Genomic DNA, 25,999 nt, shown 5'->3' with positions numbered 1-25,999 from the left:
TTCACCGCCGCCCGAACAGTTTCTCGATATCGTCGAGCTTCAATTCCACATAGGTCGGGCGGCCGTGGTTGCACTGACCTGAATTGGGCGTGGCTTCCATCTCGCGCAGCAGCGCGTTCATTTCCTCCGGCTTGAGAATCCGCCCCGCGCGCACCGAGCCGTGACAGGCCATCGTGGCCGCGACATGCATCAGCCGCCGTTCGAGCGGAAGCGTCTCTTCCCACTCCGTCATGTGTTCGGCGAGATCGCGCAGCAGCGCGGCCGCGTTGACCTTGCCGAGCAGCGACGGCGTCTCGCGCACGGCGACCGCGCCGGGACCGAAGGACTCGATGGCGAGGCCGAATTTTTCCAGTTCACGCGCGCGGTCGATCAGCTTTTCAACCGTCGCTTCATCCAGTTCGACGATATCGGGGATCAGCAGGATCTGCCGCTGTACGCCGTCCCGCTCAAGCGCCGTCTTCAGCCGCTCATAAACGATGCGTTCATGCGCGGCGTGCTGGTCCACGACGATCAGGCCGTCGCGGGTTTGCGACACGATGTAGGTTTCGTGGAGCTGGGTGCGCGCCGCGCCGAGCGGCCGATCGACCAGATCAAGAGGGGGATGAGCGTCAAAGCGCACGTCGGCGCTGGGCGCGCCGACATCGAGCGCGGTCTGGCCGGCTTCGGCGAATGCGGCCGCAGGCGATCCGCCGCCCCATGGCCGCGCGTCGGCGGGCGCGGCGGGCGATTGCCGCCAATCCCAGTTGGCGGAACGCGAGGAGGGCGCGGGACGGAAAGCCGTGAGCACCGCGCCGTCGCTGTTCGCGGCGGTGCGTCGCCCCTCGCGCGCCAGACCTTCCTTCAGCGCGTGCACGATCAGCGCGCGCACCAGCCCGGCGTTCCGGAACCGCACTTCCGTCTTCGCGGGATGGACATTGGCGTCGACCTCCCGCGGATCGGCTGTGACGAACAACGCCGCCACCGGGTGACGGTCGCGCGGCAGGTAATCGGAATAGGCCGCGCGCACCGCGCCGAGGATCAGCTTGTCGCGCACCGGACGGCCGTTGACGAACAGATACTGGCCGAGCGCGTTGGCGCGGGTCAGCGACGGCGCGGCGGCGAATCCCTCGACGATCACGCCCTCGCGTTCGGCGCGCACCGGGATGGCGGCGGCGCGGAAGTCTCCGCCGAGAATGTCGCCCAGTCGCGTCAAACGTCCCGCCGCTCCGGGGAGCGCCGCCGTCCATGTCACCGGCGCACGCTCCTCGCCTGCGAGGGTGAAGCCGATATTCGGCCGCGCCATCGCCAGCCGCCGCACCACCTCGCGGATCGCCTCGGCCTCGGTGCGATCGGTCTTGAGGAATTTCAGCCGCGCGGGCGTTGCATAAAAGAGATCGCCGACTTCAACGCGCGTGCCTTGGGTCAGCGCGGCCGGAATGATCTCGGATTTTCGTCCGCCTTCCACCGTGAGCGACCACGCATGCGGCTCGCGGGCCTCGCGCGTGGTGATGCAGAGCCTGGCCACCGCTCCGATCGAGGGCAGCGCCTCGCCGCGAAAGCCCAGGGTGCGGATGCCCAGCAAATCCTCGTCGTCGAGTTTCGAGGTGGCATGGCGGTCGACCGCCAGCGCGAGGTCGCCCTTCGCCATGCCGGCCCCGTCGTCGGTGACGCCGATCCGCCGCCGTCCGCCGCCATCGGTGAAGACGTCGATGCGGGTCGCCCCGGCGTCGATCGCGTTCTCCACCAGCTCCTTGACGACGCTCGCCGGACGCTCGACCACTTCGCCCGCGGCGATGCGGTTGACGATGGTCTCGGGAAGCTGGCGGACGGGCATGGTGCGGCTCGATTCTGGCTGCGGCCGAGTGTAAGCGTTCGCCGCGCCGATTGCATGGGGGCAAAACCGGACGTCCCGCCTTGATTGGGGAATGTGTGCGGGAACGCGCGGCGGGTCCGTCAGTCCTCGGAAGAGGTGCGTCCGCGTTTCGCCTTCACGTCGCCGCGGCGCTTCTTGCTCTCCAGCCGGCGTTGCTTCGAGCCGAGGGTCGGCTTGGTGGCGCGGCGCGGGGTTGGACGGATCGCGGCCTGGCGCAGCAATTCGATCAGGCGGTCGGTGGCGTCCGCGCGGTTGCGCTCCTGGGTGCGAAAGCGCTGGGCGTGGATGACGATCACACCGTCCCGGGTCATCCGCTGCCCTGCGAGTTGGGCGAGCCGCGCGGCGATATCAGGGGCGAGCGTCAGGCGGCGCGTATCGTAGCGCAACTGCGCGGCGGTCGAGAGCTTGTTGACGTTCTGGCCGCCCGGACCCGAGGCGCGAATGAAACTGATCTCGATGTCGTTTTCGTCGATGACGATGGTGCGGGTGATCCGCAGCATGGCATTCACCAGATCTCATCCGGCCCGCGGGATCATGCTCTAATGCGCGGCGGGCTGAGGTGCGGGCGGCGTTGCGGGCGGCTGCGCCGCCGCGGGTCGCGCCGCCGCCTGGGGCGAGCGCCCCACGACCACGGTGAGAAGCCCTTGTCCCCACAACCGCTTCGCGACCGATCTCGCCTGGTCGAGGGTGACGGCATCGACGATGGAATTGCGCTTCTCGATGTAGTCGATCGGCAGATCGTCCGTCTGATACTGCAAGAGGCCGGTGGCGAGCTTCGATGAGGTGTCGAGCTCCAGCATCTGCGATCCCTTCACATAGGACTTGGCTTCGTCGAGTTCTTTCTGCGTGGGCCCGTTCTCGGCAAAGCGCCTGATCTCGCTGTTGATGGCATCGATGCTCTCGCCGGCGCGGTCGGCGCGGGTCCCGGTGGTGCCGGCGAACAGCGCCGAATGGTCCATCCATAGCAGCGATTGCGAGACGGAATAGGCGAGACCACGTTTTTCCCGAACCTCCCGATAGAGCCTGGACGACAGGGAGCCGCCGCCGAGAATATGGTTGTTGATGTAGGCCGCCATGAAATCCGGGTCGTGACGCTTGACGCCGGCGCCTCCGAACATGACCACGGTCTGCGGCACGTCGAGCGGAACGAATGCGCTTTGCGGCGGCTTCGCGGCGATGACGTCGGGCACGGGCCTGAGGTCGCCCTTCGCCGGCAGGCTTCCGAAGGTCTGATCCAGCATCTTTGCGAGAGCCGCCGGCTCGATATCGCCCACGACCGTGATCTTCAACCTGTCTCGCGCCACCACCCGCCGCACGTAATCCTTGAGGTCGTCGATCCTGACCGTCGGGACGCTTTCGAGCGTGCCGTGCGAGGGATGACCGTAGGGATGATCGCCGAATGCCAGCTTGAGGAATGCGCGGCCGGCGAGTGCGTTCGGATTGGTCGAGCTGCGGCGCAGGTGGGACAGGATCTGCGAACGGATGCGCTCGACATCGTCGGCGTCGAACCGCGGCGAGGTCAAGGCGAGCCGCAGCAGGCCGAACGCTTCGTCGCTGTGTTCCCTAAGCATCCGCAACGAGCCACGGAGCCGGTCGCGCTGGATCGTGAAGCTGAGTTCGATGGCCCGGCGCTCCATCCGTTCACGAAAGGTCCTGGAGTTGAGATCCCCGGCGCCCTCGTCCAGCAGGCTGGCGACCAGGTGGCCGACGCCCGGCTTGCCGGGCGGGTCCTGCGCCGCGCCGCCCGCGAACGCGTATTCCATGGCCACCAGAGGCACGGTGGCGTCCTGAACGAGCCAGGCCTCGATGCCCCCCGGCGTCACCAGATGCTGGATTTTCGTCGCGGCGAAAGAGGGGATGGCGGCGAAGCTGATGACCGCGAAACATACGGCGGCGAGCAGGCCGCGCCCCGCGCTGGTCCCAAGGCGTCTCACGATCGTTTCTCCTCGCGGGCCGGCGTGGTGTCCTTGATGAGATATCCGGTGACCGAGCGCGTTTTGACCAGCCACTTCCGCGCGACGTCCTGAATCTGCGCGGCGGTCACCGCACGGATGCGGTCCGGCCAGTTCCTGATCTCGTCGACGCTCAATCCGACCGTGACGCCCGCGCCGTACCAGCGCGCCAGTGTCGTTTGACTGTCCTGAGCGTAGACCGCCTGCGCGATCAGCTGGGTCTTGACGCGCTCGAGGTCTTCCGCGGGGATCGGGTTCTTGATGAGATTTTCGATCACGGCATCGATGGCCTGCTCGATCGCGGCAAAGTCCGCGCCGGGCTTCGGCGCGACCGCGACCGCTAAATAGCTCGCATCGACAGCGGTGCCCTGATAGGTCGCGTTGGTGCTGACGGCGAGCTGCTTGTCGACGACGAGCGCGCGGTAGAGATAGGCGTTGCTGCCGTCGCCGATCAATTGCGCGAGCACATCGAGCGCGGGACTTTCGCCGGCGGCGGCGGTGGTCGAGGAGGGCACGAGATAGTAGCGCCGCAGCATCGGCTGCTCGACGCGGGCGTCCGCGAGCGTGACCGTCCGCGGCGCGGCCGGGAGCGGCTCCTGCGGACGGATGCGCGTGCTCGGAATGGCGGGCTGCGACGGCACCTGTCCGAACGTCTTCTCGATTTCAGGACGGATCTTCTGTGCGTCCACGTCACCTGCGATCACCAGCGTGGCATTGTTCGGCGCGTAGAATCGTTTGTAGAAGGCCAGCGCATCTTCCCGGGTGAGCTTCTCGATCTCCTGGCGCCAGCCGATCACCGGGCGGCCGTAGGGATGGTTGAGATACAGCGCGGCCATGATCTGTTCGACGAGCCGCGCGTCCGGATTGTTGGCGACGCGCATGTTGTATTCCTCGAGCACGACATCGCGCTCGGGCAGCACGTTTTCGTCCTTCAGCACCAGGCCGGTCATGCGGTCGGCCTCGAACGCCATCATGGCGGCGAGTTGATCGCGCGGCACGCGCTGATAGTAACCGGTGTAGTCGAAATTGGTGAAGGCGTTCTCCTCGCCGCCGACGCGCAGCACGGTCTGGGAGAACTCGCCGGCCGGATACCTGGCGGTACCCTTGAACATCAGGTGCTCGAGGAAATGCGCGAGTCCCGATTTGCCGGGCGTTTCGTCCGCCGAACCGACCTTGTACCAGATCATCTGGGTGACCACCGGTGTCCGGTGGTCGGGAATGACCACGACCCCGAGCCCGTTGGCCAGCGTGAACGTGACAGGAGGCGGGGAGGTGACGGTCTGCGCCGGCGCTGGCGGCGAGGCCAGCAGGGCCGCAAGATACACGGTCAGTGCCGCGAAGCCGGGGAGGGCCACTCGTCGCGCCGCCATCATGGCGCGCACCGGCGGCAATTTGTCTGGGGGGTCACGTTACCGTCAATCCTTTGCTGGAGCCAATCCTTGCTGGAGTGCTTGCGTGAAGTGGATAGGTTTGACGTGGATACGTCAAACCAAAACGGAGATACCCCTTCCGATTCCATTCAAAGGAACGCTCCGGCGGGATTGAGCTTGACCGCTCGTGCCCGTCCGGCAGCGCGTTTCCGGCTCGAACTGTCGAGGATCAGGACTTCGCGTCCGGTTCGCGTGAAGAAAACGCGTCAAACATCAAAGCAAGAGTCCGTCACCGCTTCCATGAACCGGTGACGGGTTCTAATAGGTGCGTTCCTTGCCGGTGTTGACATCGGTATAGGTGTTGCCGAGGGCTTCCTTCGGTCCGGTGCCGTAAGCGAAGTTCGGCGACGGGGTCTGATAGCCGACCGGGGGCTGCGTGAGTTTTTCACGTTCAGGCTCGCCCTTGAACGGGGCCGTTTCCGTCTTGTTGCCGCCGAACAGGTTGCTGAGCTTGCCGACGAAGCCGAGCTTTGAAGGGCTGAGCGACGGGTTATTGAGAGAACCGCCCTCATCACTCCCCTGGTTCGTCTCGGCCCGCTTTGCGGAGGCCGAACCCTTGGCGAGTTTGCTGGGCAGGATCGATTGTCCGTTTTCCCAGGGCAATAACAGCGTGCGGTCCTTCCTCGCGGCGGCCGCCTCCCTGCGACGCTGAACGTCGGGGTCCTTCGGCCAGTTCGGATCGTTCGCTTCGGTCGCGCCCAGGCCCGAGCCGGGGGGCGGCAACTCGGTGCTGGGCGGGATCACCAGCGGCGACCGCTCGCGGTACTCGATATCCGAGTTTTCCATGCTGGTGGCGCCGAGGCCTCGCATGACTTTCTTGATAATCCCTTCCTCGAAGGTGCTATCATCGTCCTGGGCATGCGCCATGCCGGCCGACAGAACGACGGCGAGCCCCGCGGCAGCCGTCGCCAGTTGAGCGCCGCGCAGCAGCGTTGCCGCGGCCCTGAGCACATCCCAACCGTTTTGTTCGGTGTTGCGCATCGCGTTCATCCTGTTCAGCTTTTCACCGGATCGCGGCAAAGGCTGCTTTAACCCGGGCAAGCCCCCTATCGTCCGTGATCAGGGCGCTTTTGCGGCGGAGGTCCCGATGAAGGAATCATACAACAGGGCGATCACCCCGACAACGATCGCCACATCGGCAATGTTGAAGATATACCAGCTATAGGTTTGACCGGCGTATTGCAGGTGAAACAGCGCGAAATCCATCACCGCCCCATAGGCGAAGCGGTCGATGGCGTTGCCGATGGCGCCGCCGATAATCAGGCCGAGGCCGATTGCGGCCATGCGAGTCTGCGACCGCGCCATCCAGACCGCCAGCAGTACCACTGCGGCGGCCTTGATCACGAGCAGGATCGCCGCGCCCGCCGGACTGTCGGTCTGGAACCAGCCGTAGCTGATGCCGGTGTTCCAGGCGAGCACCAGATCGAAGAACGGGGTGACCCTGACGGCGCCGCGATGGCCGATATCGAACGCGAACAGGAGCCAGAGCTTGGACGCCTGATCGGCGATCAGCGCCGCGACGGCCGCAATGATGCCGGAGCGCAAAACGGGGGTCACACGGTGACTCCGAGCGCCTTCCACTCCCGCAGCGCCTGCGCGTCGCGCGGCGATACGTCGGGGTACTCGCCGTCGCTGCCCACGCTCGGCAGTATCTTCCACGATCGGGCGCACTTGGCGCCAGCGGCTTTCTCGATCACCACGGCGACGCCCTGGACGTTCGGCAGACGGAACGCGTCGGCGGGGGCATCGCCCTCGCGCACTTCAAAGTTAGACGTGATGCAGACCTCGGCGAGGTCAACGTCGAACAATGTGCCGAGCATCGCGCGGTCGGCGACATAGACGATCGGCGAGGCTTCGAGCGAGGAGCCGATCCGCTTGGCGGCCCGCTCCAGTTCCAGCGCGCCGGTGACGACGCTGCGCACGGCGCGGACGGTTTCCCATTTCGCGGCCAGTGCGTCGTCGCGGAAATTGTCGAAGCTCTCCGGGAACAGCGTCAGATGCACCGACGGCTCCGCGTCCGGCCGGTACAGCCGCCACGCCTCTTCGGTCGTGAACGAAAGCACCGGCGCCAGCCATTTCAGGGTCGCGTCGCAAAGCGTGTCGATCACGGTCAGCGCGGCCCTGCGCGCCGGTGACGACGGCGGATCGCAATAAAGCGTATCCTTGCGGATATCGAAATAGAACGCCGACAGTTCGGTGTTCATGAAGGCCGCGAGACTTGCCACCACGGTCTTGTAATCGAACTCGGCATAGGCGTTGCGCACCACAGCGCTCTGCTCCGCAAGCCGATGCAGCATCAGCCGCTCAAGCTCGGGCATATCAGCGAACGCCACCGCCTCGCCGCGATCGAAGTGATGCAGCGTGCCGAGCATCCAGCGGATGGTGTTGCGCAGCTTGCGGTAGGTCTCGATGGTGTTCTTGAGAATCTCGGGGCCGATGCGCTGGTCGTCGGCGTAATCCGTCGCGCAGACCCACAGCCGCAAAATGTCGGCGCCGGAATCCTTGATGACCTTCTGCGGATCGACGGTGTTGCCGAGCGATTTCGACATCTTGCGGCCGTTCTCGTCGAGCGTGAAGCCGTGGGTCAGCACCACGTCGTAAGGCGCGCGGCCGCGGGTGCCGCAGCTTTCCAGCAGCGAGGAATGAAACCAGCCGCGATGCTGGTCGCTGCCTTCCAGATACATCACGGTATCCTGGCCGCCATCGGTCTTGCGCTTGATGTCCTTGAGGCCGGGAAAATGCACCGGATCTTCCAGCACGAAAGCGTGCGTCGAGCCGGAGTCGAACCAGACGTCGAGAATGTCGTCGACCTTGCTCCAGTCCTCGTCCGCGCGATCGCCCAGGAAACGCTCGCGCGCGCCCTCGGCGTACCAGGCATCCGCGCCTTCCTTCTCGAAGGCATCGCTGATGCGCCGGTTGACGGCGTCGTCGATCAGGATCTCGGCGGAGCCGTCGCCTTTCTCGCGCACGAACACCGCGATCGGCACGCCCCAGGCGCGCTGGCGCGAAATCACCCAGTCGGGACGGTTGGCGATCATGCCGGTGATGCGCCTCTCGCCAGCGGGTGGCACCCATCGGGTGACGCTGATGGCGTCCAAGGCCCGATTTCGTAGAGTATCCGGCGATTTGTTGTTTACAAACTCTGGCGTTTCCTTACTTGCTGGAACGAGTCGTGACGTAACCTTACCAGTGATCGCCTTATCCATTGCAATGAACCATTGCGGTGTATTGCGGTAAAGGACCGGCTTTTTCGAGCGCCATGAATGTGGATATTGATGCTTCCATGGTTTGCGGCCGATCATCATTCCCGCATCGATCAAAGCACTGATAACTGCGGTATTCGCATCGCCTTTATCGCCCTTTTCGTTGAAAACTCGCTTACCGACAAAGCCCGGAGCATGATCGGTGAAAGCGCTATTTTCATCAACAATGGATGGAATAGTTGGATTGATCCCTCTCGCCAAAAGTTCTCTTGTGCTCGCTGTCCAAATCCCAAAATCTTCTAGACCATGCCCCGGTGCTGTGTGAACAAAGCCTGTCCCTGCGTCGTCTGTTACGTGATCGCCGTTCAGCAGCGGGACAACGAATTCATAACCGCCAGCGAAACCGTTCAGAGGGTGCCTGCACGCTAGGTCGATACTTGCTGCTCCGCCTTCGAATTCGAGCGGACAAAGTCGTGTAAACCTCGCCTTGGCCTGTTTGAAAACTTCCGATGCCAATTTTTCAGCCAAGATATATCGATCGCCAACTTTCGCCCAATTTCCAGAAGGCGCCTCGGTTACCTCATAAATAGCGTACGCGATGTCGACTGAGAAACTGACTGCCCGATTGCCCGGAAGGGTCCAAGGCGTGGTGGTCCAGATGATGACTGAACTCTCCTTCAACAACTCGATCGCGCACCGGTAAGGAGTCAAGTCTTTATCAGTCGCCTGCTCGTGGATGTCTGTGAGATTGGCATGAGCGACCGGAAACTTCACCCACACCGCATCCGAGATGTAATCCTCGTATTCAACCTCGGCTTCCGCCAGCGCGGTCTTCTCCACCACGCTCCACATCACCGGCTTGGAGCCGCGATAGAGCGTGCCGTTGGCGGCGAACTTCATCAGTTCGCGCGCGATCTGCGCCTCGGCCGGATAGGTCATGGTGGCGTAGGGATGATCCCAGTCGCCGATGATGCCGAGACGCTTGAACTGTTCGCGCTGGACGTTCAGCCAGTGCTCTGCATAGGCGCGGCATTCCTTGCGGAACGCCACCATCGCCGCCGGATCCTTGAAGTTCGGCTTCGTCTTGCCCTTGGAGCGGTAGTTCTCCTCCTCGATCTTCCATTCGATTGGCAGGCCGTGGCAGTCCCATCCCGGCACGTAGTTGGAATCGTGCCCAAGCATCTGCTGGCTCTTGGTCACCACGTCCTTGAGGATCTTGTTGAGCGCGTGGCCGATATGGATGCTGCCGTTGGCGTAGGGCGGGCCGTCGTGCAGCACGAATTTCGGCCGTCCTTTCGCGCGCGCGCGAAGCTGCCCGTGAAGATCGATATCGGTCCAGCGCTTCAGGATATCCGGCTCGCGCTGCGGCAGCCCGGCGCGCATCGGAAATTCCGTCTGCGGCAAAAAAAGAGTTTTGGCGTAATCGGGGGCGTCGGTTTTCGCGACGGACTTCTGCGGCTTGTCGGACATAAGGCTTCTGGCTTTGGCTGAGTGGCGCGGAAAAGGGGAGGCGATCCCGGTCTTGCGCCGAGCGAAGCTCAGGCGAAAGCCGGGCCGCTAATGCTTATGATGGTGCGCCGCGCAAACATGGAGCTTTCCATAGCAGGCGGCCGGAGCAATGGCAAAGCGCTCGTCGCGATTCAGCCTCTGCCCGCGATAGGGCGCGCAGGATTTCCCGCCACCGTGACGCCGGCCGCGACATCCCGCGTCACCACGCTGCCGGCGCCTATCACCGCCCCGTCGCCGATCACGACGCCGGGGAGGATGATCGCGCCGCCGCCGATCCAGACATCGGAGCCAATTCGAACAGGCCGGCCGAACTCCACTCCGTCGCGCCTTGTCAGGCTGTCACGGGGGTGATCGGCGGCATAGATCTGGGTCGCTGGCCCGATCTGGGTGCGATCGCCGATCGTGACATGGACCACGTCGAGGATAACGCAGTTGAAGTTGAGAAATACGCCGTCGCCGAGAAAGATGTTGTAGCCGAAATCGCAGAAGAACGGCGGCCGGATCACGACGTCCGCGCCGGCGCGGCCAAGGTGCTGCGCGAGCAGTGCGTGGCGCTGGGCCGCCGGAAGAGCCACCGCTGCGTTGTAGCGCGCGAGCCATGCGCTGTTCGCGCCTTGCTCGGCCTGGATCTCCGGATCGCCAGGGCGATACGGTTCGCCCGCGAGCATCTTCTGCTTTTCCGTTTTCAGGTGATGTCTCCCAGCTTTGGAAATGCATCAGGCGCGGCCGCGAGCTGGATTCTGGCGCGGGCGGCGTCATCGTCCATTTGACGCACCAGCGCCTCGGCGCCATCGAACCTCAATTCCTCGCGGATGAAGCCGATGAAGGCGACGTCCAGCATGGCGCCGTAGAGGGCGCCCTGGAAGTCGAACAGGAAGACCTCGAGCAGCGGCGCGCCGTTATCGAATGTCGGACGGCGGCCGAAACTCGCGACGCCGTCGAAGCGCCGATGATCCTTTCCCCTGCCATGGCCGACGCGCACCGCGTAGATGCCGTGCCTGAGGCCGCAATCCCGGTCGAGGCGGATGTTGGCGGTGGGATAGCCGAGACCGCGCCCGCGCTTCTCGCCGTGGATCACCTCGCCGGTCACGAACCACGGCCCGCCGAGCATCGCGGTGGCGCTCGCGATCTGGGCTTCCGCCAGCGCCATGCGGATGGCGCTGGACGAGACCGGACGCTCTTCAAAGTCGACATGGGGCTGCACGTCCACCTCGATCCCGAGGCGGGGGGCCTCGCTGACGAGCAGGCTCGGCGATCCCACCCGGCCCTTGCCGAAGTGGAAATCATATCCGACGGCGACGGCGCTCACTCCAAGACGTTCGATCAGGTCATGGTGAATGAAATCTTGCGCCGTCGTGCCGGCCCGCGCGGCGTCGAAGGTCATGACCACGGCGCCCGCGAGACCCGTGCCCGCCAGCAGCCGCAGCTTGTTGGTTTCGTCGGTCAGGCGGAACTGCGGGGTGTTCGGGCTGAAAAATTTGCGCGGATGCGGCTCGAAGGTCACCGCGAAGGCCGGCTTTGCGCGCAAGCGCGCCATCCTGAGCGCGGCCGCGATCACCGCGCGATGCCCGAGATGAACGCCGTCGAAATTGCCCATCGCCACCACGCCTCCCCTTCGGATGGCGTCAGCGGGAGCGGTGTCGCGGATAATCGTGAATCCCGAGGTCATTTGTAAGAATTCATTGAACGGTTCCAGCGGCGGACCGTGATGCCGCGGCCGGATCGAAGTCAAGTCAGCTTGCAACTCCGGCGGGACACTTCGGCTTGCCCTCCGGCGGGACACTTGCGGACTTCGACATCCGGTTAACGCGCTGTTTAAGGGCTGGTGGTAATCATGCGGGCCTACTCGCAGGGCGAGTGACCGGGTGGAAGATACCGGTATTTGCTTCGAGGATGGGCTCGCTTCAGCGGGCCCTGGACGAAATTCGGCACACACAGAATCTGCGTGCAGGGGGCTCACCATGGCAGTTGACTTTTCGATGTCCATTCTGGTGGTGGATGACTACAACACGATGATCCGCATCATCCGGAATCTGCTCAAGCAGCTTGGGTTCGAAAGTATCGACGACGCCAGCGACGGCTCGGCGGCGCTGAACAAGATGCGCACCAAGAAGTACGGCCTCGTGATCTCCGACTGGAACATGGAGCCGATGACCGGCTACGACCTGCTCAGGGAAGTCCGTGCCGATCCCAATCTCGCCACGACGCCGTTCATCATGGTTACGGCCGAGTCCAAGACCGAGAACGTCATCGCCGCCAAGAAGGCCGGGGTGAACAATTACATCGTCAAGCCGTTCAACGCCGCGACGCTGAAGAACAAGATCGAAGCGGTATTCCCGGACAACGTCCCGGCGTAATCGTTGGCGCTTTCGAGCCGACGCCGTTTCGATTTCTACTCTGACGATACGTCTTCCGTCATGCCCGTGCTTGTCACGGGCATCCACGTCTTGGCGGCGATTCAGCGAGAAAGACGTGGATGGCCGGGACCATAGGCGAGCGTAAGCGACGCCGTTCGATGAACGGCTATGCCCGGCCATGACAAATGGAAAGCGCAGCGTTCACTGAGAAGTCTCTCAGAAGTGAGCCCTACCACTTGAGCTCGCGCATCAGCGCCCGTGGCGGGCGGCCGAACACCTCCTTGACCGAGGCAGGATCGAGCTGGTCGATGCCGGCGAACTGCTCGGAGTGGATGCCGCGCGTCAGAAACACCAGGTCGATGCCGAAGGCGTGCGCGCCCATGAGGTCGGTGCGCACGGAATCGCCGATGGCCAGCACCCGGCTCAACGGGGTGTCCCCGCCGCGCCGTTCTCGCGCCAGAGCCATGGCGCGCTCGTAGATCGGCCGGTGCGGCTTGCCGTAGAAAACCACCTCGCCGCCGAGTTCGCGATAAAGCTCTGCGATGGCGCCGGCGCAATAGAGCAGCCGGTCGCCGCTTTGCACGACGATATCGGGATTGGCGCAGATCAGCGGCAGCTTGCGCTCGCGCGCCTGTATCATCAGGGCGCGATAGTCCTCCGCGGTTTCGGTCTCGTCGTCGAAGGGGCCGGTGCAGATGATGTAGTCGGCGCGCTCGATCGGCGCGAATACCGGATCGAGGCCCTCGTGGATCGCGCTGTCGCGCTCAGGCCCGAGCCAGAAAATCGCCTTGGCCGGATGCTCGGCGACGTAGTTGCGCGTCAGGTCGCCGGATGAAGCGATGCCGTCATAGGCATCGTCCGGAACGCCGAACCTGCGCAACTGCCGCCGCACGGCGTCGGCCGGACGCGGCGCATTGGTGATGAAGATGACGGTGCCGTCGCGGTCGCGGAACGTTTTCAGCGCGGAGCAGGCTTCCCGAAACGACACGACCCCGTTGTGAACGACGCCCCAGACGTCGCAGAGCACCACGTCCCTTTCGGTGGCGAGTTCGCGCAGATGGTCGATGAAACGAAGGGTGGTCATGGCGGCGGGATGCTTTCAGGCGGCGTCGCCGGAGCGGCGTGCCAGGGCGGCGTTGCCGGTCATGCGAGGCGAATGTTCGGTTTTGATCGCGCCGCGCTGGGTCTCGGTTCCGGCCGCGCCGCCGGCGCGGGGCTTCGCTTTATCGGCTGGCTCTTCCGCCGCCTTCTGGCGTAGCGGCCGCGGCACGGCGAACAGGAATCCCTGGCCAAAGCGAACATTATAGTCGAGCAGATCGACGACCGCTTTTTCGTCTTCGATCCGTTCCGCGATCAGGTCGATGCCGAAGCGTCCCAGCAGATCAGACATGTCGGCCGGATGGATATCGGAGGTCGAGGTTTGTTTCGGATCCAGCAGCAGCGAGGCGGGCACCTTGATGAAGCGGACGCCGCGGTCGGCCAGCTCGCGCGGCTCGATCCGCAGGGTGGTGACATGGTCGACGGAGAATCGGCAGCCGAGCTGCGCCAGCGCCGCCAGGTGCTCGCTTTCGGGAATGCCGAGGCCGCGCAGCGTGGCGTATTTGAATTCGAGGATCAGCGAGGGGGCCAACGCGCGATTGGCTTCGAGAATGTCGAGGCACCGCGCGAAGGTTTCCGGATTTCCAAGCGACGCCATGGCGATATTGCAGAACAGGCCGACATCCTTGTTGCGCGTGTGAAGGCGCTGCAGAACCTGCACGCAGCGGGACAAGACCGTGTTGTCCAGCTTTCCCATCAAGCCGGCGGATTCGGCGGCTGGGATGAAGTCGCCGGCCGCGAGATAAGCGCCGCCGGCATTGCGCAGTCGCGTCATCGCTTCGTAATAGCGCACCTTGCGCTGCGGGAGCGTGACGATCGGTTGCAGGAAAAGATCGACGCCGTTGGTCTCGATGGCGTTTTTGATTGTCAGGATCTGTGCGTCGTCATGGGGCCGCGCGGAACTGAAACTGGAACTGGCTGTCGTTCGAATAATCGCAGGCGCCGCCGAAATCGCCCGCGCAAGAGCCTCGCGATCCGAATGCCTTGCCGGTGGAGCCGGTTCGGCCGCGGGCGGGCAAGCGGCGGATGGCAGGGCCGTCAGCATGTCGTCATGAGCGGCGACCATGGCGGCAAGCTGCTTGACCAGCCCGCCGAGTTCGCTGATCTCACCGAGCGCTGATTGAAGTCCGGATTGATTGCGGTTCGAAGCTGCGGAATTCGCCTGGACGATCTTGCCTTCGGCTGCCGCGAGGCGGCGTCCGAAATCGGAGACCTGGCGGGCCAGGTCGGCCACGCCCCGCGACAGATCCGCGATCTGGCCTTCGGCGGTGCTGCGGCCGCGCATCCGCATCGAGACGGCGTTGTAGAGGATGAGGACCGTCAGGACGGCCAGCGTCACGACCGCGCACTCCGAGGCGCTCAGGCCGGCCAGCGAATAGAGCACGATGCCCACCGAGATGGAGACCAGCACCATGCAGAGGGCAATGAAAATCGTGGAAATGCGGATCATCTGGTGTGAATGCTTCCGGCGCGGAGCGATCTCCGGCGCTTCCGGTCCCTCTCACTACCATTATCGCTGATTCGGCGGATAGGTCTTCTGCCGTTGTCCGCCGAAATCGGACCGGTCATTCAGGCGACGGCGCGAATCACCTTGGCGGTCTTGTCGACGATCTCGCCTATCTGATCCTCGCTGATGATCAGCGGCGGGGTAAGCGCCAGCGTGTCGCCTGCGATGCGCATCATCAGATCGTAATCGTGGAAACCGGCTCTCAGCGCGGTAAAGCCGCGGTCGCCCGGCCCGTTCTCGTTGGGCGCGAGCTCGATGCCCGCCGTGATGCCGACGGTGCGGATGTCCACCACGTTGGGTTCCTCGCGCAGGCTCATCACCGCGTCGGCGAATTTCGGCTCAAGATTGCGCGCGCGCTCGAATAGTTCCTCGGCGCGGTAGATGTCGAGCGTGGCGAGCCCGGCGGCGCAGGCCAGCGGATGCGCCGAATAGGTGTAGCCGTGGAATACCTCCACGGCGTTCGCGGGGCCGGTCATGAAGGCGTCGTGGATGGTCTTGTGCACCAGCACGCCGCCCATCGGGGCCGCGCCGTTGGTCACTCCCTTTGCAAAGGTGATCATGTCGGGCAGCACGCCGTAGCGCTCGGCGGCGAACGCGTGACCGAGACGGCCGAAGCCGGTGATGACCTCATCGAAGATAAGAAGGATGCCGTGCTTCTGGGTGATCTCGCGCAGCCGCTTGAGATAGCCCTTTGGCGCGGGCAGCACGCCGGTCGAGCCGGCCATCGGCTCCACGATCACGGCGGCGATGGTTTCGGCGCCGTGGAGGGCGACGAGGCGCTCCAGCTCGTCGGCAAGTTCGGCGCCCCATTGCGGCTCGCCCTTGCTGAACGCCTGCTTCTCGCGGTTGTAGGTGGATTGCAGATGGTCGACGCCGGTGAGCAGCGCCCCGAACATTTTGCGGTTGCTGACGATGCCGCCGACCGCGGTGCCGCCGAAGCCGACGCCGTGATACGCCCGCTCGCGGCCGATCAGGCGGATGCGGCTCCCCTGGCCTGCGATCCGGTGATAGGCCAGCGCCAGCTTCAGCGCGGTGTCCGCGGCCTCCGATCCGGAATTGCAGAAAAATACATGATCGAGACCCTCCGGCGCGAGTTCAGAGACGCGGTTCGCGAGTTCAAAGGCCTGCGGGATGCCGAACTGGAACGGCGGCGCGAAGTCCAGCGCCTCGGCCTGTCTGGCGATCGCCGCCGCGATCTCGGGGCGGCCGTGGCCGGCGTTGCAGCACCACATGCCGGCCGCGCCGTCGAGGACTTTGCGGCCATCGGTGGTGATGTAGTGCATGTCCTTTGCGCCGGCGATCAGTCGCGGGGCTTTTTTGAAGGCGCGGTTCGCGGTGAAAGGCATCCAGAACGCGGAAAGATCGTTCGGGATGTTGAGGGCAAGGTTGTTGTCTGACATCGGGGATCCCCTCACTTTGTTTCAGCGCGTTGCGGATAAGGTTTGGCGCTGCCGCCGGCGGCGCGCGATCCGGGCGTCGGAAGTCGCTTCATGATGCTGCTGCGCCTTCCGTGGCGATGTTGTGGGTTCGAAAAGGCAGCGAATGTCCGAGCTTGAATTACACTACCTATAGCGTTTTCGAGCGAAGTGGGCACCGGTTCGCGTGAAGAAAACGCGTCAGAACAACAATCAACGCGTTTTCGAGCGAAGTGGACGCCGGTTCGCGTGAAGAAAACGCGTCAGAACAACAATCAACGTGTTTTCGAGCGAGGTGGGCACCGGTTCGCGTGAAGAAAACGCGCTTGTGGAATGCAGTTTGCGTCGTTGAAAGCGTGGACTGTACTCCGGACTCGGACGATCCGGCCCGGATGACCCAGTCTGGACGGGGTGTGTGTTGAAAATGCGGGAGAGCTCGCCAGATATCAAGCGGCTCTTCCGGCTGGAACATACTACTACCTGAGGTTTATTTTCAGATTAATATACACTTAATAGTTGTGTGGCTCAGTAGGCCGTATGACACGTTTCTCCCTACGCCACGCCTCGGCCCTTCCGCGCTTCGCACGCTGTGCTCGCGCGGCGTCCGCGGTCGAGTTCGCGATGCTTCTGCCGTTGTTCCTGGTGCTGGTGGCAGGGATCGTGGTGTTCGGCGCCTACCTCACCATGGTGCATGGCGTGCAGCAACTGGCTGCGGAAGCCGCGCGTTCCTCGGTCGCGGGCCTGAGCGAGATCGAACGCGCCAGCCTCGCTGAAAACTACGTCACGACCAACGCCGGGTCTTATCCCCTTCTGCAGCCCGGCCATCTCACCATGAGCGCGGCGACGTCCGGCGGCGGCGTCTTCGTCGTCACGGTCAATTACGACGCATCCGACAGCATCATTTTTACCCTGCCGTTCGTGCCGTCGCCGCCCTCGGTCATCGTGCGGTCGGCGGCTATTCCGTTCGGCGGCTTCTGAGGGGGGCTTGCTGTGCGACACCTGCTTCGGCGCTTCCTCTCGGACACGCGCGGCAATTTCGCGATCATGGGCGCCGGATGCATGGTGCTGGTGCTCGGCTGCACCGCGCTCGGCGTGGATGTCGGCGCGATCTATGCCGATCGCCGCAAGGCGCAGAGCGCCGCCGACCTCGCGGCCATCGTCGCCGCCGGCAATCTTGGCAAAGCCAGAGCGGCGGCCGCCGCCACCGTCACGGCCAACGGCTATCCGGCGAGCGCGCTGCTCTCCGTCGAACTCGGCACCTTCACGGCGAGCGCGGCGCTGGCGCCGCAGGCGCGCTTCGTCACCCCCGCGACCGGCGCGCCCAACGCGGCGCGGGTCACGCTGCGTACCGAGACGCCGCTTTACTTTGCCCGCATGTTCGCGGGCGGCAGCGACCACTTCGACATCACCAGCCGGGCGACGGCCGCGAGCACCGCGCTCGCCTCGTTCGCGATCGGCTCGCGCCTGCTCGCGCTTAACGGTGGTCTGCTCAACGCGGTTCTCGGCCGGATGCTGGGAACGACGCTGTCGCTTTCGGTGATGGACTACCAGGCGTTGATCGACGCCCGCATCGACGCCTTTGATTTCCTCAACGCGCTGGCGACACGGCTCGACCTGACCGGCGTCACCTACGACTCCATGCTCTCGGGCGAGGTGAAGGTCGCCGACATCGTGGCTGCGATGCTGAGCGCGCAGCAGGCGGCGAACGGCATCAATGCCGCGACGGCCGCGCTGTCGAACGTCTCGCTGGCGCTTGCCGGGCTCACCTCCACCATCGTGCCCGGAAAGCTGCTCGACGTCGGCCCCTATATGCCGATGACGGTCGGCTCAAAACCGAAAGCAGGCGTCGGCGTCTCGGTGTTCGATCTGCTCTCGGCGACCGGCGCCATCGCCAACGGCGCCAACCAGATCGTGGCCGCAGCCGATCTCGGATTGCCCGGCATCGCCGCCGTCTCCGTCAGGGCGACGATCGGCGAGCGCCCCCAGGGCAAGAGCTGGATGACGGTGGGGAGAGAAGGCGCGAGCGTTCACACCGCGCAGACCCGCGTGCTGGTCACGGTCAAGCTGATCGGCGCCGGCGCGGTGTCGGCCGTCAATCTTCCGCTCTATGTCGAGGTCGCCTCCGGTACCGCAACGCTCGATAGCGTGAGTTGCGGCCGGCCGGACGTTGCGACCTCCAGCGTCACGCTCGGCGTCACTCCCGGCATCGTCGATGCCTGGATCGGCGACGTCTCGGTGGCCGAAATGACCAACTTCACCAGCAAGCCGGATCCGGGCGCGGCGACGCTGGTTAATCTCGGCGCGATCACCGTGACCGGCCGCGCCCATGCCGGCATGGGCAACACCGCGCCGACCGCTGTGTCTTTCAGCTATTCCGACATCGTCGCGCGGACGAAAAAGACGGTGACCACCACCGATTTCACCTCGTCGCTGACCGCGAGCCTGCTGGGCGATCTCTCGCTCAAGGTGAATGTGGGGCCGCTCGGTCTGCCGATTCCCGGTCTTGGATCGACCGTGGCGGGAATCATCAGCGGCGCAACCGGGTCGATCGATCAGGTTCTGGCGCAGGTTCTGGCGACGCTCGGTATCGGCATCGGGCAGGCGGATGTCTGGGTCTCCGGCATCCGCTGCGACGGCGCGGTGCTGGTGAATTGATAAGGTAAGCCGCGCTTTCCCTCTCCCCTTGCGGGAGAGGGTGGGCGCCGAAGGCGGCCGGGTAAGGGGCTTCTTGTTATCCCCTTAGCTTGGCATGGATGACAGAAACAACGCCCTCGATATTGCCGAGGACATCATTGTTCCAAAATCGAAGAACGTGATATCCATTCATAGTTAGATAATGGTCTCGACGTTTGTCCTTTCGCGAAGCTGCGTGCTGGCCGCCATCTACCTCGACGACGAGCTTTTGCTCGCGGCAAACGAAGTCGCAAAAGTAGGGTCCGACCGGCGCCTGCCGCACAAATTTGCGGCCGTCGATCTGCCGGGCACGGAGATGCTTCCAAAGCTTCGCTTCGGCGTCCGTTGAATTGGTGCGCAGACGCCGTGAGAATTCGGTAACGGCTGGCCGCGGACCACGCATGCGAATTGCCCCTCACCCGGATCGTTTCACGATCCGACCTCTCCCCGCAAGCGGGGAGAGGTTAGGACAGCTTGTAATCGGCGTTCCCTCATAAATAGATGCCTGGTTTCTCCCTCTCCCCGTTTGCGGGGAGAGGGTCGGGGTGAGGGGCTGTTCGCAAATTGGAGTGGGGTCTGTTGGCAGACAAGAGCGCCTTGCTCGTCTGCGTGTCGGCTGGTAACCCGGCTGTAAGTCACTACTGACTTACAAATGAGCGCCCATGTCCGACAAGAAACCGAAAAAGCCGCAGAAACTTCGCGCCCGCCTGCCGCGCGGGCTGGAGGATCGCGGTTCCGCCGCCATCGCCGCCACGCGGCAGATGGTCGAAAAAATCCGCGCGGTCTATGAGCGCTACGGCTTCGAGCCGGTCGAGACGCCGGCGATGGAATACACCGACGCGCTCGGCAAGTTCCTGCCGGATCAGGATCGTCCCAATGAGGGCGTGTTCTCGTTTCAGGACGACGACGAGCAGTGGATCAGCCTGCGCTACGATCTCACCGCGCCGCTGGCGCGTTATGTAGCGGAGAATTTCCAGAACCTCGCGCTGCCCTATCGCAGCTATCGCGCCGGCTATGTCTACCGCAACGAAAAGCCGGGACCGGGCCGCTTCCGTCAGTTCATGCAGTTCGATGCCGATACGGTCGGCTCGGCGTCGTCCGCCGCCGACGCCGAGATGTGCATGATGGCCGCCGACACCATGGAAGCGCTCGGCATCCCGCGCGGACAATACGTGGTGAAGGTGAATAATCGCAAGGTGCTCGATGGGGTACTGGAGAGCATCGGGCTTGGTGGCGACGAGAACGCGGGGCGACGGCTCACGGTGCTGCGCGCGATAGATAAGCTGGATCGACTTGGCATCGAGGGCGTGCGTCAGTTGCTCGGCGAGGGACGTAAAGATGAGAGCGGCGATTTTACAAAGGGGGCGGGTCTTAGCGCTGATGAAATAGACCGTCTCGTTTCGTTTGCCGATTTCGATATTCCAACTTGGGAGCACGATCCCCATGGGATAACGCCTGAGAAGGGTGACACGGTTGTCGGCTCGGAAGTTGTAGAATTGAACATAGCGTTGTTCGGTGCAGAACCTACGAAACTGAATGTAGAGTATGCTCGAAACAATTTTCAAACGCTGAGATCGTTGCAGGATAAGTTTGCCGATAGCTCTCTTGCGTTATCTGGCATTCAAGAGCTTCATAATATTGCTGAGCTAGCTGAGAGCGGAGGCTATCAAGCCGATCGCATTCGCATCGATCCCTCCGTTGTGCGTGGCCTCGAATACTACACCGGTCCCGTTTTCGAAGTTGAACTCCTAGTCGAAACCAAGGACGAAAAGGGCCGCCCGGTGCGCTTCGGCTCGGTCGGCGGCGGCGGGCGTTACGATGGTCTCGTCTCGCGCTTTCGCGGCGAGCCGGTGCCCGCGACAGGTTTCTCCATCGGCGTATCGCGGTTGCAGGCCGCGCTGACGATGCTAGGCCAACTCGACACAAAATCGCAGCCGGGTCCGGTGGTGGTCACGGTCTTCGGCGGCGAGATCGCGGGCTACCAGAAGATGGTCGCCGATTTGCGCAATGCCGGTATCCGTGCCGAGCTTTATCTCGGCAACCCGAAGCATTCGCTGGGGCAGCAGATGAAATACGCCGACAAGCGTGATTCGCCGTGCGCCATCATTCAGGGCACGGACGAGAAAGCTAACGGCAAGGTGTTGATCAAGGATCTGATCGCCGGCGCGGGGCTGACCTCGATCGAGGATCGCGCTGAATATTTGAAGAAGCAGGCCGAGGCGCAGATCGAGGCCGATGAGAGCGATCTCGTCGCCGAAGTGCGGAAGCTGCTCGCGCGCCTCGGCGTGAGGTGGGATTAGCTACCCTTCAAAATTAATCCCACGCGGATTAGAGCATCGGACCCGAAAGTGGGAACCGGTTTCGGGATAAATCCGATGCTCAATCAATAAATGGAGCGGCGGCGCCGATTCCATTTGACCGGCCGCCGCTCTAATGCGGCGCCATCGACTTGAACTTTTCGAAGTCGCGCATGTTCATCTTGAAGCCGCCGGGCATCACGACATCGCCGGGTGTCTGTCCCTCCTTGCAGGGGCCGACCCATTTCGCCGCGATGGTGATCTTGCTGTTCCGGTCTCCAAACTTGCCGCCTCTGCTGCGCGCGGCGACCTTCACCGTATAGGCGCTGTCAAAATCGCCCGTGGCCTCGGCGTGCGATGTCACCGTCGTGCCGCCGAGGGTGCAGACCGAATCCATCACATAGCCGGTTGCGGTTTTCTGGACATCGGCCTTCGAGCAGTTTTGCTTGGCGGAAGGCGCGAAATCCGAGGTGAATTCGCGGTCCACGGCCTCGCTGGTGCATTGCTGAACCGCGACTCCCGGCATTCTGCCGCCTTCATGGTCCACCTTGACGTCCCAAAGCCCGGCCTTGCGGAGCGGCAGTTGCACCTCCGCGAGCGCAGGAGCGGCGGAGAGCAGAACCAGCGGCAGGAGGAACATCAACAGACGAGATGATTGTCGCATCGCAGGCTCCGTCAGGGCGTAACAGTTCAGTAGCGGGTTTGCAGCGGAGGCTGGTCCGGGCCATAGGGCACCCAGCGGCAGGCGAACGAGATATAGCCGCCGGGATAGGCCTGGACGCCGAGGAATTTCGCCACCTTACCGTAGCGCGCGCAGTGATCGGCCGCAATCACGCGGACATCACCGGCGCCGGCCAGCGAATAGGAGATGATTCCCCCGGTGTCGTTGCCCTTGAGCGGAGGCACCCAATCGGCCCGCGCCGGTGCGAAAACCAGCGAGCCGGTCATCGCCGCCAGCAAGGCCGCTCCGAACAGTCTCATCCTCATCTCCATTGTTGCGATTCCGACCTTATAGCGTTTTCGAGCGAAGTGGATACCGGTTCGCGTGAAGAAAACGCGTCAGAACAACAAACTAGAGCATCGCTTCTGATTCAATCAGAAGCGATGTTCTAGAACGCGAAGCGGGCCATGAAAAGAACAGCTGGTCGCTCATCCCGGAGTTAGGAGACGGGTGTTGCGTCGCCGCACTTGACCTTGCGCGTGCTTCACGGCACCGTCGCAAGGAGCGGACCATTGGCGGACTTCCCATGCGCAACCTTATCACATCATTGAAGAAACCCGCTGCCGGCGTGGCGTTGGGCACGGCGCTGGGCCTGTTCGCCGCGATGCCGGTTGCGCAAGCGTTCAATTTTCCCGTGTTCGGACCGAGCTACGAAGGGCAGTTGCCACGCTGCGAGGCGGGGCTGCCGACCATCACGACGCAGTTCTGGGAGAAGGAAAGAAAGTTCTGGAATTCCCCGCTGCGCATCACCGCTTATGGCAATGTCCATGAAAGGGCGTTCCGGCCCAGGGAGTCCGATAACATCCCGCGCCGCTACTGCACCGCCGAGGCGATGGTCAGCGATGGCATAGTCCGCACGGTGCATTATTCCATTGTCGAGGACGGTGGGATCGCCAGCATGGGGCAGGGCGTCGAGTGGTGCGTGGTCGGCCTCGATCGCAACTGGGCCTACAATCCGGGTTGTCTCACCGCCCAACCGTAAGTTGTCTCACCGCCCAACCGTAAAGCGGGACAACGAAAAGCGCGCAGCGTTTTCCACCCGCGTCCCGCTTCTCGGCATATTGAAGTCGACCACATCGTGATATCTGAATCGATTAGATCCAGATATCATTGTGATCCAGATCATTTCCGGCCTGGCGGAATCCGCCGTAAAGAATGCCTGCAATCGATACTATATTGTTTTTCGAGCGGACGGCCATTTTGCGTTAAGAAGGCGCGTCAACCAAAGAGTATTGAGTCCGATTCTGATTTTCGGAATCGGAAAGATTCTAGAAATATCCCGACCTCTGGTCGCTATGCTATGATGGCTGGTTCTCTCGTTCTCGGGTCTTGCATGAGAACCTGATTCCGGCTGGGCTGAGGAGTTGGCGTCATGAGATGGGTGTCTCGCGCGGCGGCCGCGTCTGTTTTGTCGTGGCTGATCCTGCTTGCGGGGTGGACGGCCGATGCGGTGGCAAAAGACCAGCGACAGAATGCGCCCGGCGCTTTCGATTTCTATGTGCTGTCGCTGTCATGGTCGCCTTCGTTCTGCGCCGCCGCGGAGGAACGCGGCAGTGCCGGCCGGTCGCAGCAGACCCAGTGCGGCGGACGGCCGTTCTCTTTCGTGGTGCACGGCCTTTGGCCGCAATACGAGCATGGCTTTCCTGACTATTGCCAGCGTCCGGCGCCGCGGCTCGATCGCCGCATCATGGCCTCGATGCTGGATTTGATGCCTGCGCCGGGGCTGATCTACAGCCAGTGGGACAAGCACGGCACCTGCTCGGGGCTGAGCGCGCAGGCCTATTTCGAGACCATCCGCAAAGCGCGGGCCGCTGTGAAGATCCCGGCGGAATTCGCCGATCTCGCCGCACCGAAAAGCGTCACGGCGGATGCCATCGAGGAGGCTTTCGTCAAGGACAATCCGGGCCTCAGCCGTTCCGCCATCGCGGTGATGTGCGACCGGACCAGGCTCAGCGAGGTGCGGATCTGCATGAACAAGGACCTGCAATTCCGTGCCTGTGAGGAAATCGACCGGCGAGCCTGCCGCCGGGATCAGGTGGTGATGCCTCCTGTGCGCGGAGGCTGAAGCAACGCCTGCTTGCACCGGGCCGCGATGGTCCGTGGCGCGTTCGGCAGGACGCAACGCTTTGCGGCTTGAGGTGAGTAGCGTAAAGGCTTTCGCCCATGAATTACCGCCACGCCTTTCACGCCGGCAGCTTTGCCGACGTCATCAAGCATCTCGTGCTGGTTCGCGTTCTGACCTATCTGCACGAGAAGCCGGCGGCGTTCCGTGTCATCGATACTCACGCCGGCGCGGGCGTTTACGATCTGGCCGGCGAGGAGGCAGGTCGCGGCGGGGAATGGCTGACCGGCATTGCGCGGCTGATGCAGGCGCGCTTTTCGGACGCGGTTGCTCCGTTGGTCGCGCCCTATCTCGATATCGTCAGGGCCTTCAATCCCCGGCGCGGCCTGAACTGCTATCCGGGATCGCCACTGATCGCGCGCGCTTTGCTGCGGCCGCAGGACCGGATGGCCGCCTGCGAAATCGAGCCCCTTGCGCGAAAGCAGTTGATCGATGCGCTGCGCCGCGACGCGCAGGCCAACGTGGTCGATCTCGATGGCTGGATGGCGCTGACCGCGTTCGTGCCTCCGAAGGAGCGGCGCGGGCTGGTGCTGATCGACCCGCCGTTCGAGCGCGAGGATGAATTCGAACGCCTCGCCGGCGGGTTCACCGGAGCCTTCGCCAAATGGCCGACCGGCTGTTACCTGCTGTGGTATCCGGCGAAGCGGCGCCGGGCGACGGATGATCTTGCCCGCAAGGTCGGCGCGGTCGCGGGAGGCGGGGCTGACAAATGCCTGCGGCTGGAATTCAGCGTGGCGCCGCAGACCGTGGACGGGCCGCTCACGTCGGCCGGGCTCCTGATCGTCAATCCACCCTGGACGTTGAGGGGCGAACTCAGGTCCATCCTTCCCGAACTGGAGAAACCGCTGGGTCAGGGCGGCGGCGCCCGCTTCAGGCTCGAAGCGATCGCCGGTTGAACGGGGGATGCCTGCAAGGGACGCCAAAAAAAAAACGGCCGCGCGAGCGGCCGGAAGTCCAGTGCGATGATTGTTGTTCTCGTTATTAGAGCATGATCCCGAAAAGTGGAAACCGGTTTTCGGACAAGATCATGCTCAAACAAAAGATAAGCGGCGAGTCTGGTTCAACGCAGTTGAAACAGACTCTAGAAGTGATAGTTGATGCCGGCGCGGACCATTCCGGACTGGTAGCTGTGAGGCGCGCCCGTAATCGTGAAGCTGTTGCTCGACAGATCGACATAGAGGTACTCGACCTTCGCGGTCCAGTTCTGGTAGATGCCGACTTCGGCGCCCACTCCCACCGTCCAGCCCGCGCTGGTGTGAGATTCCGACAGGCCGAAGGTTTCGGCGCGCAGTTTGCCGAAGGCAACACCGCCGGTTCCGTAAACCAGGACGTTATTGAACGCGTAGCCGATGCGGCCGCGCACGGTGCCGAACCAGGGATTTGAGAATTTCCAGGCCGCGAAGGTGTCGTTCGCGGCGTTGGCCTGGATGTCGCCTTCGAGGCCGAACACCAGCGGACCGCTCTGCCAGTTGAAGCCGGCCTGTACGCCGCCGAACACGCCGTCCGGCCGGGTGAGGCTGTTCTGGACACTACCCCAGGCATAGCCGAGGTTGCCGCCCAGATAGGGCCCCGCCCAGCTGAAGGCGTTGAGCGGCTGGTTGACGGTGTAGGGCTCCCGGTAGGAGAAATCAGCGGCCTGCGCGGCGCCGATCAGCGCGGTTGACGCCATGGCCGCCAATGCTGCGATCGTTATCCTGGTCATCTCCGGCACTCCAACGCTTTACCGCTTCTTATCGTGACATCGCGACCCAAGGCCGCATGGCTACGAAATGCTGAATTCGATACGCAGGATTTATCGAAAGTTTTAAGTTAAGCGGTTCTTAAGACGGCGCCCCCGCCGTCTCTTGTCCTTAAGAAAGTGTT

At 63.5% G+C, this 25,999-nt stretch carries 23 protein-coding genes; 7 read left to right on the top strand and 16 right to left on the bottom strand.

The window, feature by feature from the left end:
* Position 1: 1 nt before the first annotated feature.
* The 9 genes from mutL to ACMYR2_RS15045 form a co-directional block, all read right to left on the bottom strand.
* Positions 2-1,813 (bottom strand): DNA mismatch repair endonuclease MutL, encoded by a 1,812-nt coding sequence (gene mutL, locus ACMYR2_RS15085; protein ID WP_416193241.1) that lies wholly within the window; start codon positions 1,811-1,813, stop codon positions 2-4.
* Between the two features lie 119 nt (positions 1,814-1,932).
* Positions 1,933-2,352, bottom strand: coding sequence for an alternative ribosome rescue aminoacyl-tRNA hydrolase ArfB (gene arfB / locus ACMYR2_RS15080; RefSeq protein WP_347264244.1), 420 nt, complete (start codon positions 2,350-2,352; stop codon positions 1,933-1,935).
* A 39-nt stretch (positions 2,353-2,391) separates the two neighbouring features.
* Entirely contained in the window at positions 2,392-3,753 is a 1,362-nt protein-coding gene (locus ACMYR2_RS15075) for a M16 family metallopeptidase (protein WP_416194109.1), read from the bottom strand.
* A 29-nt stretch (positions 3,754-3,782) separates the two neighbouring features.
* Entirely contained in the window at positions 3,783-5,177 is a 1,395-nt protein-coding gene (locus tag ACMYR2_RS15070; RefSeq protein WP_347264245.1) for a pitrilysin family protein, read from the bottom strand.
* A gap of 315 nt (positions 5,178-5,492) precedes the next feature.
* The gene (locus tag ACMYR2_RS15065; protein ID WP_347264233.1) at positions 5,493-6,215 is read right to left on the bottom strand and encodes a hypothetical protein; all 723 of its coding nucleotides are present in this window, start codon (positions 6,213-6,215) and stop codon (positions 5,493-5,495) included.
* Positions 6,216-6,293: 78 nt separating this feature from the next.
* Positions 6,294-6,791: a signal peptidase II gene (lspA, locus tag ACMYR2_RS15060; protein WP_347264234.1), complete on the bottom strand. Its 498-nt coding sequence runs from the start codon at positions 6,789-6,791 to the stop codon at positions 6,294-6,296.
* The gene (gene ileS / locus ACMYR2_RS15055; protein WP_347264235.1) at positions 6,788-9,907 is read right to left on the bottom strand and encodes an isoleucine--tRNA ligase; all 3,120 of its coding nucleotides are present in this window, start codon (positions 9,905-9,907) and stop codon (positions 6,788-6,790) included. The genes lspA and ileS overlap by 4 nt, the downstream gene beginning before the upstream one ends.
* A 170-nt stretch (positions 9,908-10,077) precedes the next feature.
* Positions 10,078-10,614, bottom strand: coding sequence for a sugar O-acetyltransferase (locus ACMYR2_RS15050; RefSeq protein WP_347264236.1), 537 nt, complete (start codon positions 10,612-10,614; stop codon positions 10,078-10,080).
* A 17-nt stretch (positions 10,615-10,631) separates the two neighbouring features.
* Positions 10,632-11,615 (bottom strand): bifunctional riboflavin kinase/FAD synthetase, encoded by a 984-nt coding sequence (locus tag ACMYR2_RS15045; RefSeq protein WP_347264237.1) that lies wholly within the window; start codon positions 11,613-11,615, stop codon positions 10,632-10,634.
* Between the two features lie 292 nt (positions 11,616-11,907).
* Between ACMYR2_RS15045 and ACMYR2_RS15040 the strand changes: the two genes are divergently transcribed.
* The gene (locus ACMYR2_RS15040; protein WP_347264238.1) at positions 11,908-12,303 is read left to right on the top strand and encodes a response regulator; all 396 of its coding nucleotides are present in this window, start codon (positions 11,908-11,910) and stop codon (positions 12,301-12,303) included.
* A gap of 229 nt (positions 12,304-12,532) precedes the next feature.
* On the opposite strand, the gene ACMYR2_RS15035 is transcribed toward ACMYR2_RS15040, so the two are convergent.
* The 3 genes from ACMYR2_RS15035 to ACMYR2_RS15025 form a co-directional block, all read right to left on the bottom strand.
* The gene (locus ACMYR2_RS15035) at positions 12,533-13,387 is read right to left on the bottom strand and encodes a TIGR01459 family HAD-type hydrolase (RefSeq protein WP_347264239.1); all 855 of its coding nucleotides are present in this window, start codon (positions 13,385-13,387) and stop codon (positions 12,533-12,535) included.
* Between the two features lie 15 nt (positions 13,388-13,402).
* The gene (locus ACMYR2_RS15030; protein WP_347264240.1) at positions 13,403-14,851 is read right to left on the bottom strand and encodes an EAL domain-containing protein; all 1,449 of its coding nucleotides are present in this window, start codon (positions 14,849-14,851) and stop codon (positions 13,403-13,405) included.
* Positions 14,852-14,970: 119 nt separating this feature from the next.
* Positions 14,971-16,308 carry an aspartate aminotransferase family protein gene (locus ACMYR2_RS15025; protein WP_347264241.1) on the bottom strand — a complete coding sequence of 446 codons (1,338 nt, stop codon included), beginning with the start codon at positions 16,306-16,308 and terminating at the stop codon, positions 14,971-14,973.
* Positions 16,309-16,860: 552 nt separating this feature from the next.
* Here ACMYR2_RS15025 and ACMYR2_RS15020 point away from each other — a divergent pair.
* Positions 16,861-17,301, top strand: coding sequence for a TadE/TadG family type IV pilus assembly protein (locus ACMYR2_RS15020; protein ID WP_416193240.1), 441 nt, complete (start codon positions 16,861-16,863; stop codon positions 17,299-17,301).
* A gap of 12 nt (positions 17,302-17,313) precedes the next feature.
* A complete protein-coding gene (locus tag ACMYR2_RS15015) occupies positions 17,314-18,978 on the top strand; it encodes a pilus assembly protein TadG-related protein (RefSeq protein ID WP_347264243.1) in 1,665 nt (554 codons plus the stop codon).
* Positions 18,979-19,054: 76 nt separating this feature from the next.
* Here the strand turns inward: ACMYR2_RS15015 and ACMYR2_RS15010 are convergent, their stop codons facing one another.
* The gene (locus ACMYR2_RS15010; RefSeq protein ID WP_416193239.1) at positions 19,055-19,399 is read right to left on the bottom strand and encodes an endonuclease domain-containing protein; all 345 of its coding nucleotides are present in this window, start codon (positions 19,397-19,399) and stop codon (positions 19,055-19,057) included.
* A 259-nt stretch (positions 19,400-19,658) separates the two neighbouring features.
* Between ACMYR2_RS15010 and ACMYR2_RS15005 the strand changes: the two genes are divergently transcribed.
* A complete protein-coding gene (locus ACMYR2_RS15005) occupies positions 19,659-21,296 on the top strand; it encodes a HisS family protein (RefSeq protein ID WP_347263906.1) in 1,638 nt (545 codons plus the stop codon).
* A 130-nt stretch (positions 21,297-21,426) separates the two neighbouring features.
* Here the strand turns inward: ACMYR2_RS15005 and ACMYR2_RS15000 are convergent, their stop codons facing one another.
* Complete coding sequence (locus ACMYR2_RS15000; RefSeq protein ID WP_347263905.1) at positions 21,427-21,957, bottom strand: DUF3617 domain-containing protein; 531 nt, start codon at positions 21,955-21,957, stop codon at positions 21,427-21,429.
* A gap of 26 nt (positions 21,958-21,983) precedes the next feature.
* Complete coding sequence (locus tag ACMYR2_RS14995) at positions 21,984-22,274, bottom strand: hypothetical protein (RefSeq protein ID WP_347263904.1); 291 nt, start codon at positions 22,272-22,274, stop codon at positions 21,984-21,986.
* 266 nt (positions 22,275-22,540) lie between these two features.
* Between ACMYR2_RS14995 and ACMYR2_RS14990 the strand changes: the two genes are divergently transcribed.
* The 3 genes from ACMYR2_RS14990 (at position 22,541) to ACMYR2_RS14980 (ending at position 25,032) form a co-directional block, all read left to right on the top strand.
* Positions 22,541-22,996: a hypothetical protein gene (locus ACMYR2_RS14990; RefSeq protein ID WP_347263903.1), complete on the top strand. Its 456-nt coding sequence runs from the start codon at positions 22,541-22,543 to the stop codon at positions 22,994-22,996.
* Positions 22,997-23,386: 390 nt separating this feature from the next.
* Complete coding sequence (locus ACMYR2_RS14985; protein ID WP_416193238.1) at positions 23,387-24,079, top strand: ribonuclease T2 family protein; 693 nt, start codon at positions 23,387-23,389, stop codon at positions 24,077-24,079.
* Between the two features lie 98 nt (positions 24,080-24,177).
* Positions 24,178-25,032 carry a 23S rRNA (adenine(2030)-N(6))-methyltransferase RlmJ gene (locus ACMYR2_RS14980; RefSeq protein ID WP_347263901.1) on the top strand — a complete coding sequence of 285 codons (855 nt, stop codon included), beginning with the start codon at positions 24,178-24,180 and terminating at the stop codon, positions 25,030-25,032.
* A 185-nt stretch (positions 25,033-25,217) separates the two neighbouring features.
* Here ACMYR2_RS14980 and ACMYR2_RS14975 read toward each other — a convergent pair whose 3' ends face one another.
* On the bottom strand, positions 25,218-25,838 hold the full coding sequence (locus ACMYR2_RS14975; RefSeq protein ID WP_347263900.1) for an outer membrane protein: 621 nt from the start codon (positions 25,836-25,838) through the stop codon (positions 25,218-25,220).
* Positions 25,839-25,999: the final 161 nt, after the last annotated feature.

This window comes from Nitrobacter sp. TKz-YC01, assembly GCF_047824785.1.
In the GTDB taxonomy this organism is placed as follows: domain Bacteria; phylum Pseudomonadota; class Alphaproteobacteria; order Rhizobiales; family Xanthobacteraceae; genus Nitrobacter.
Note: the sequence above shows the minus strand (reverse complement) of the source record. Positions and strands in the feature narration are given on the sequence as shown.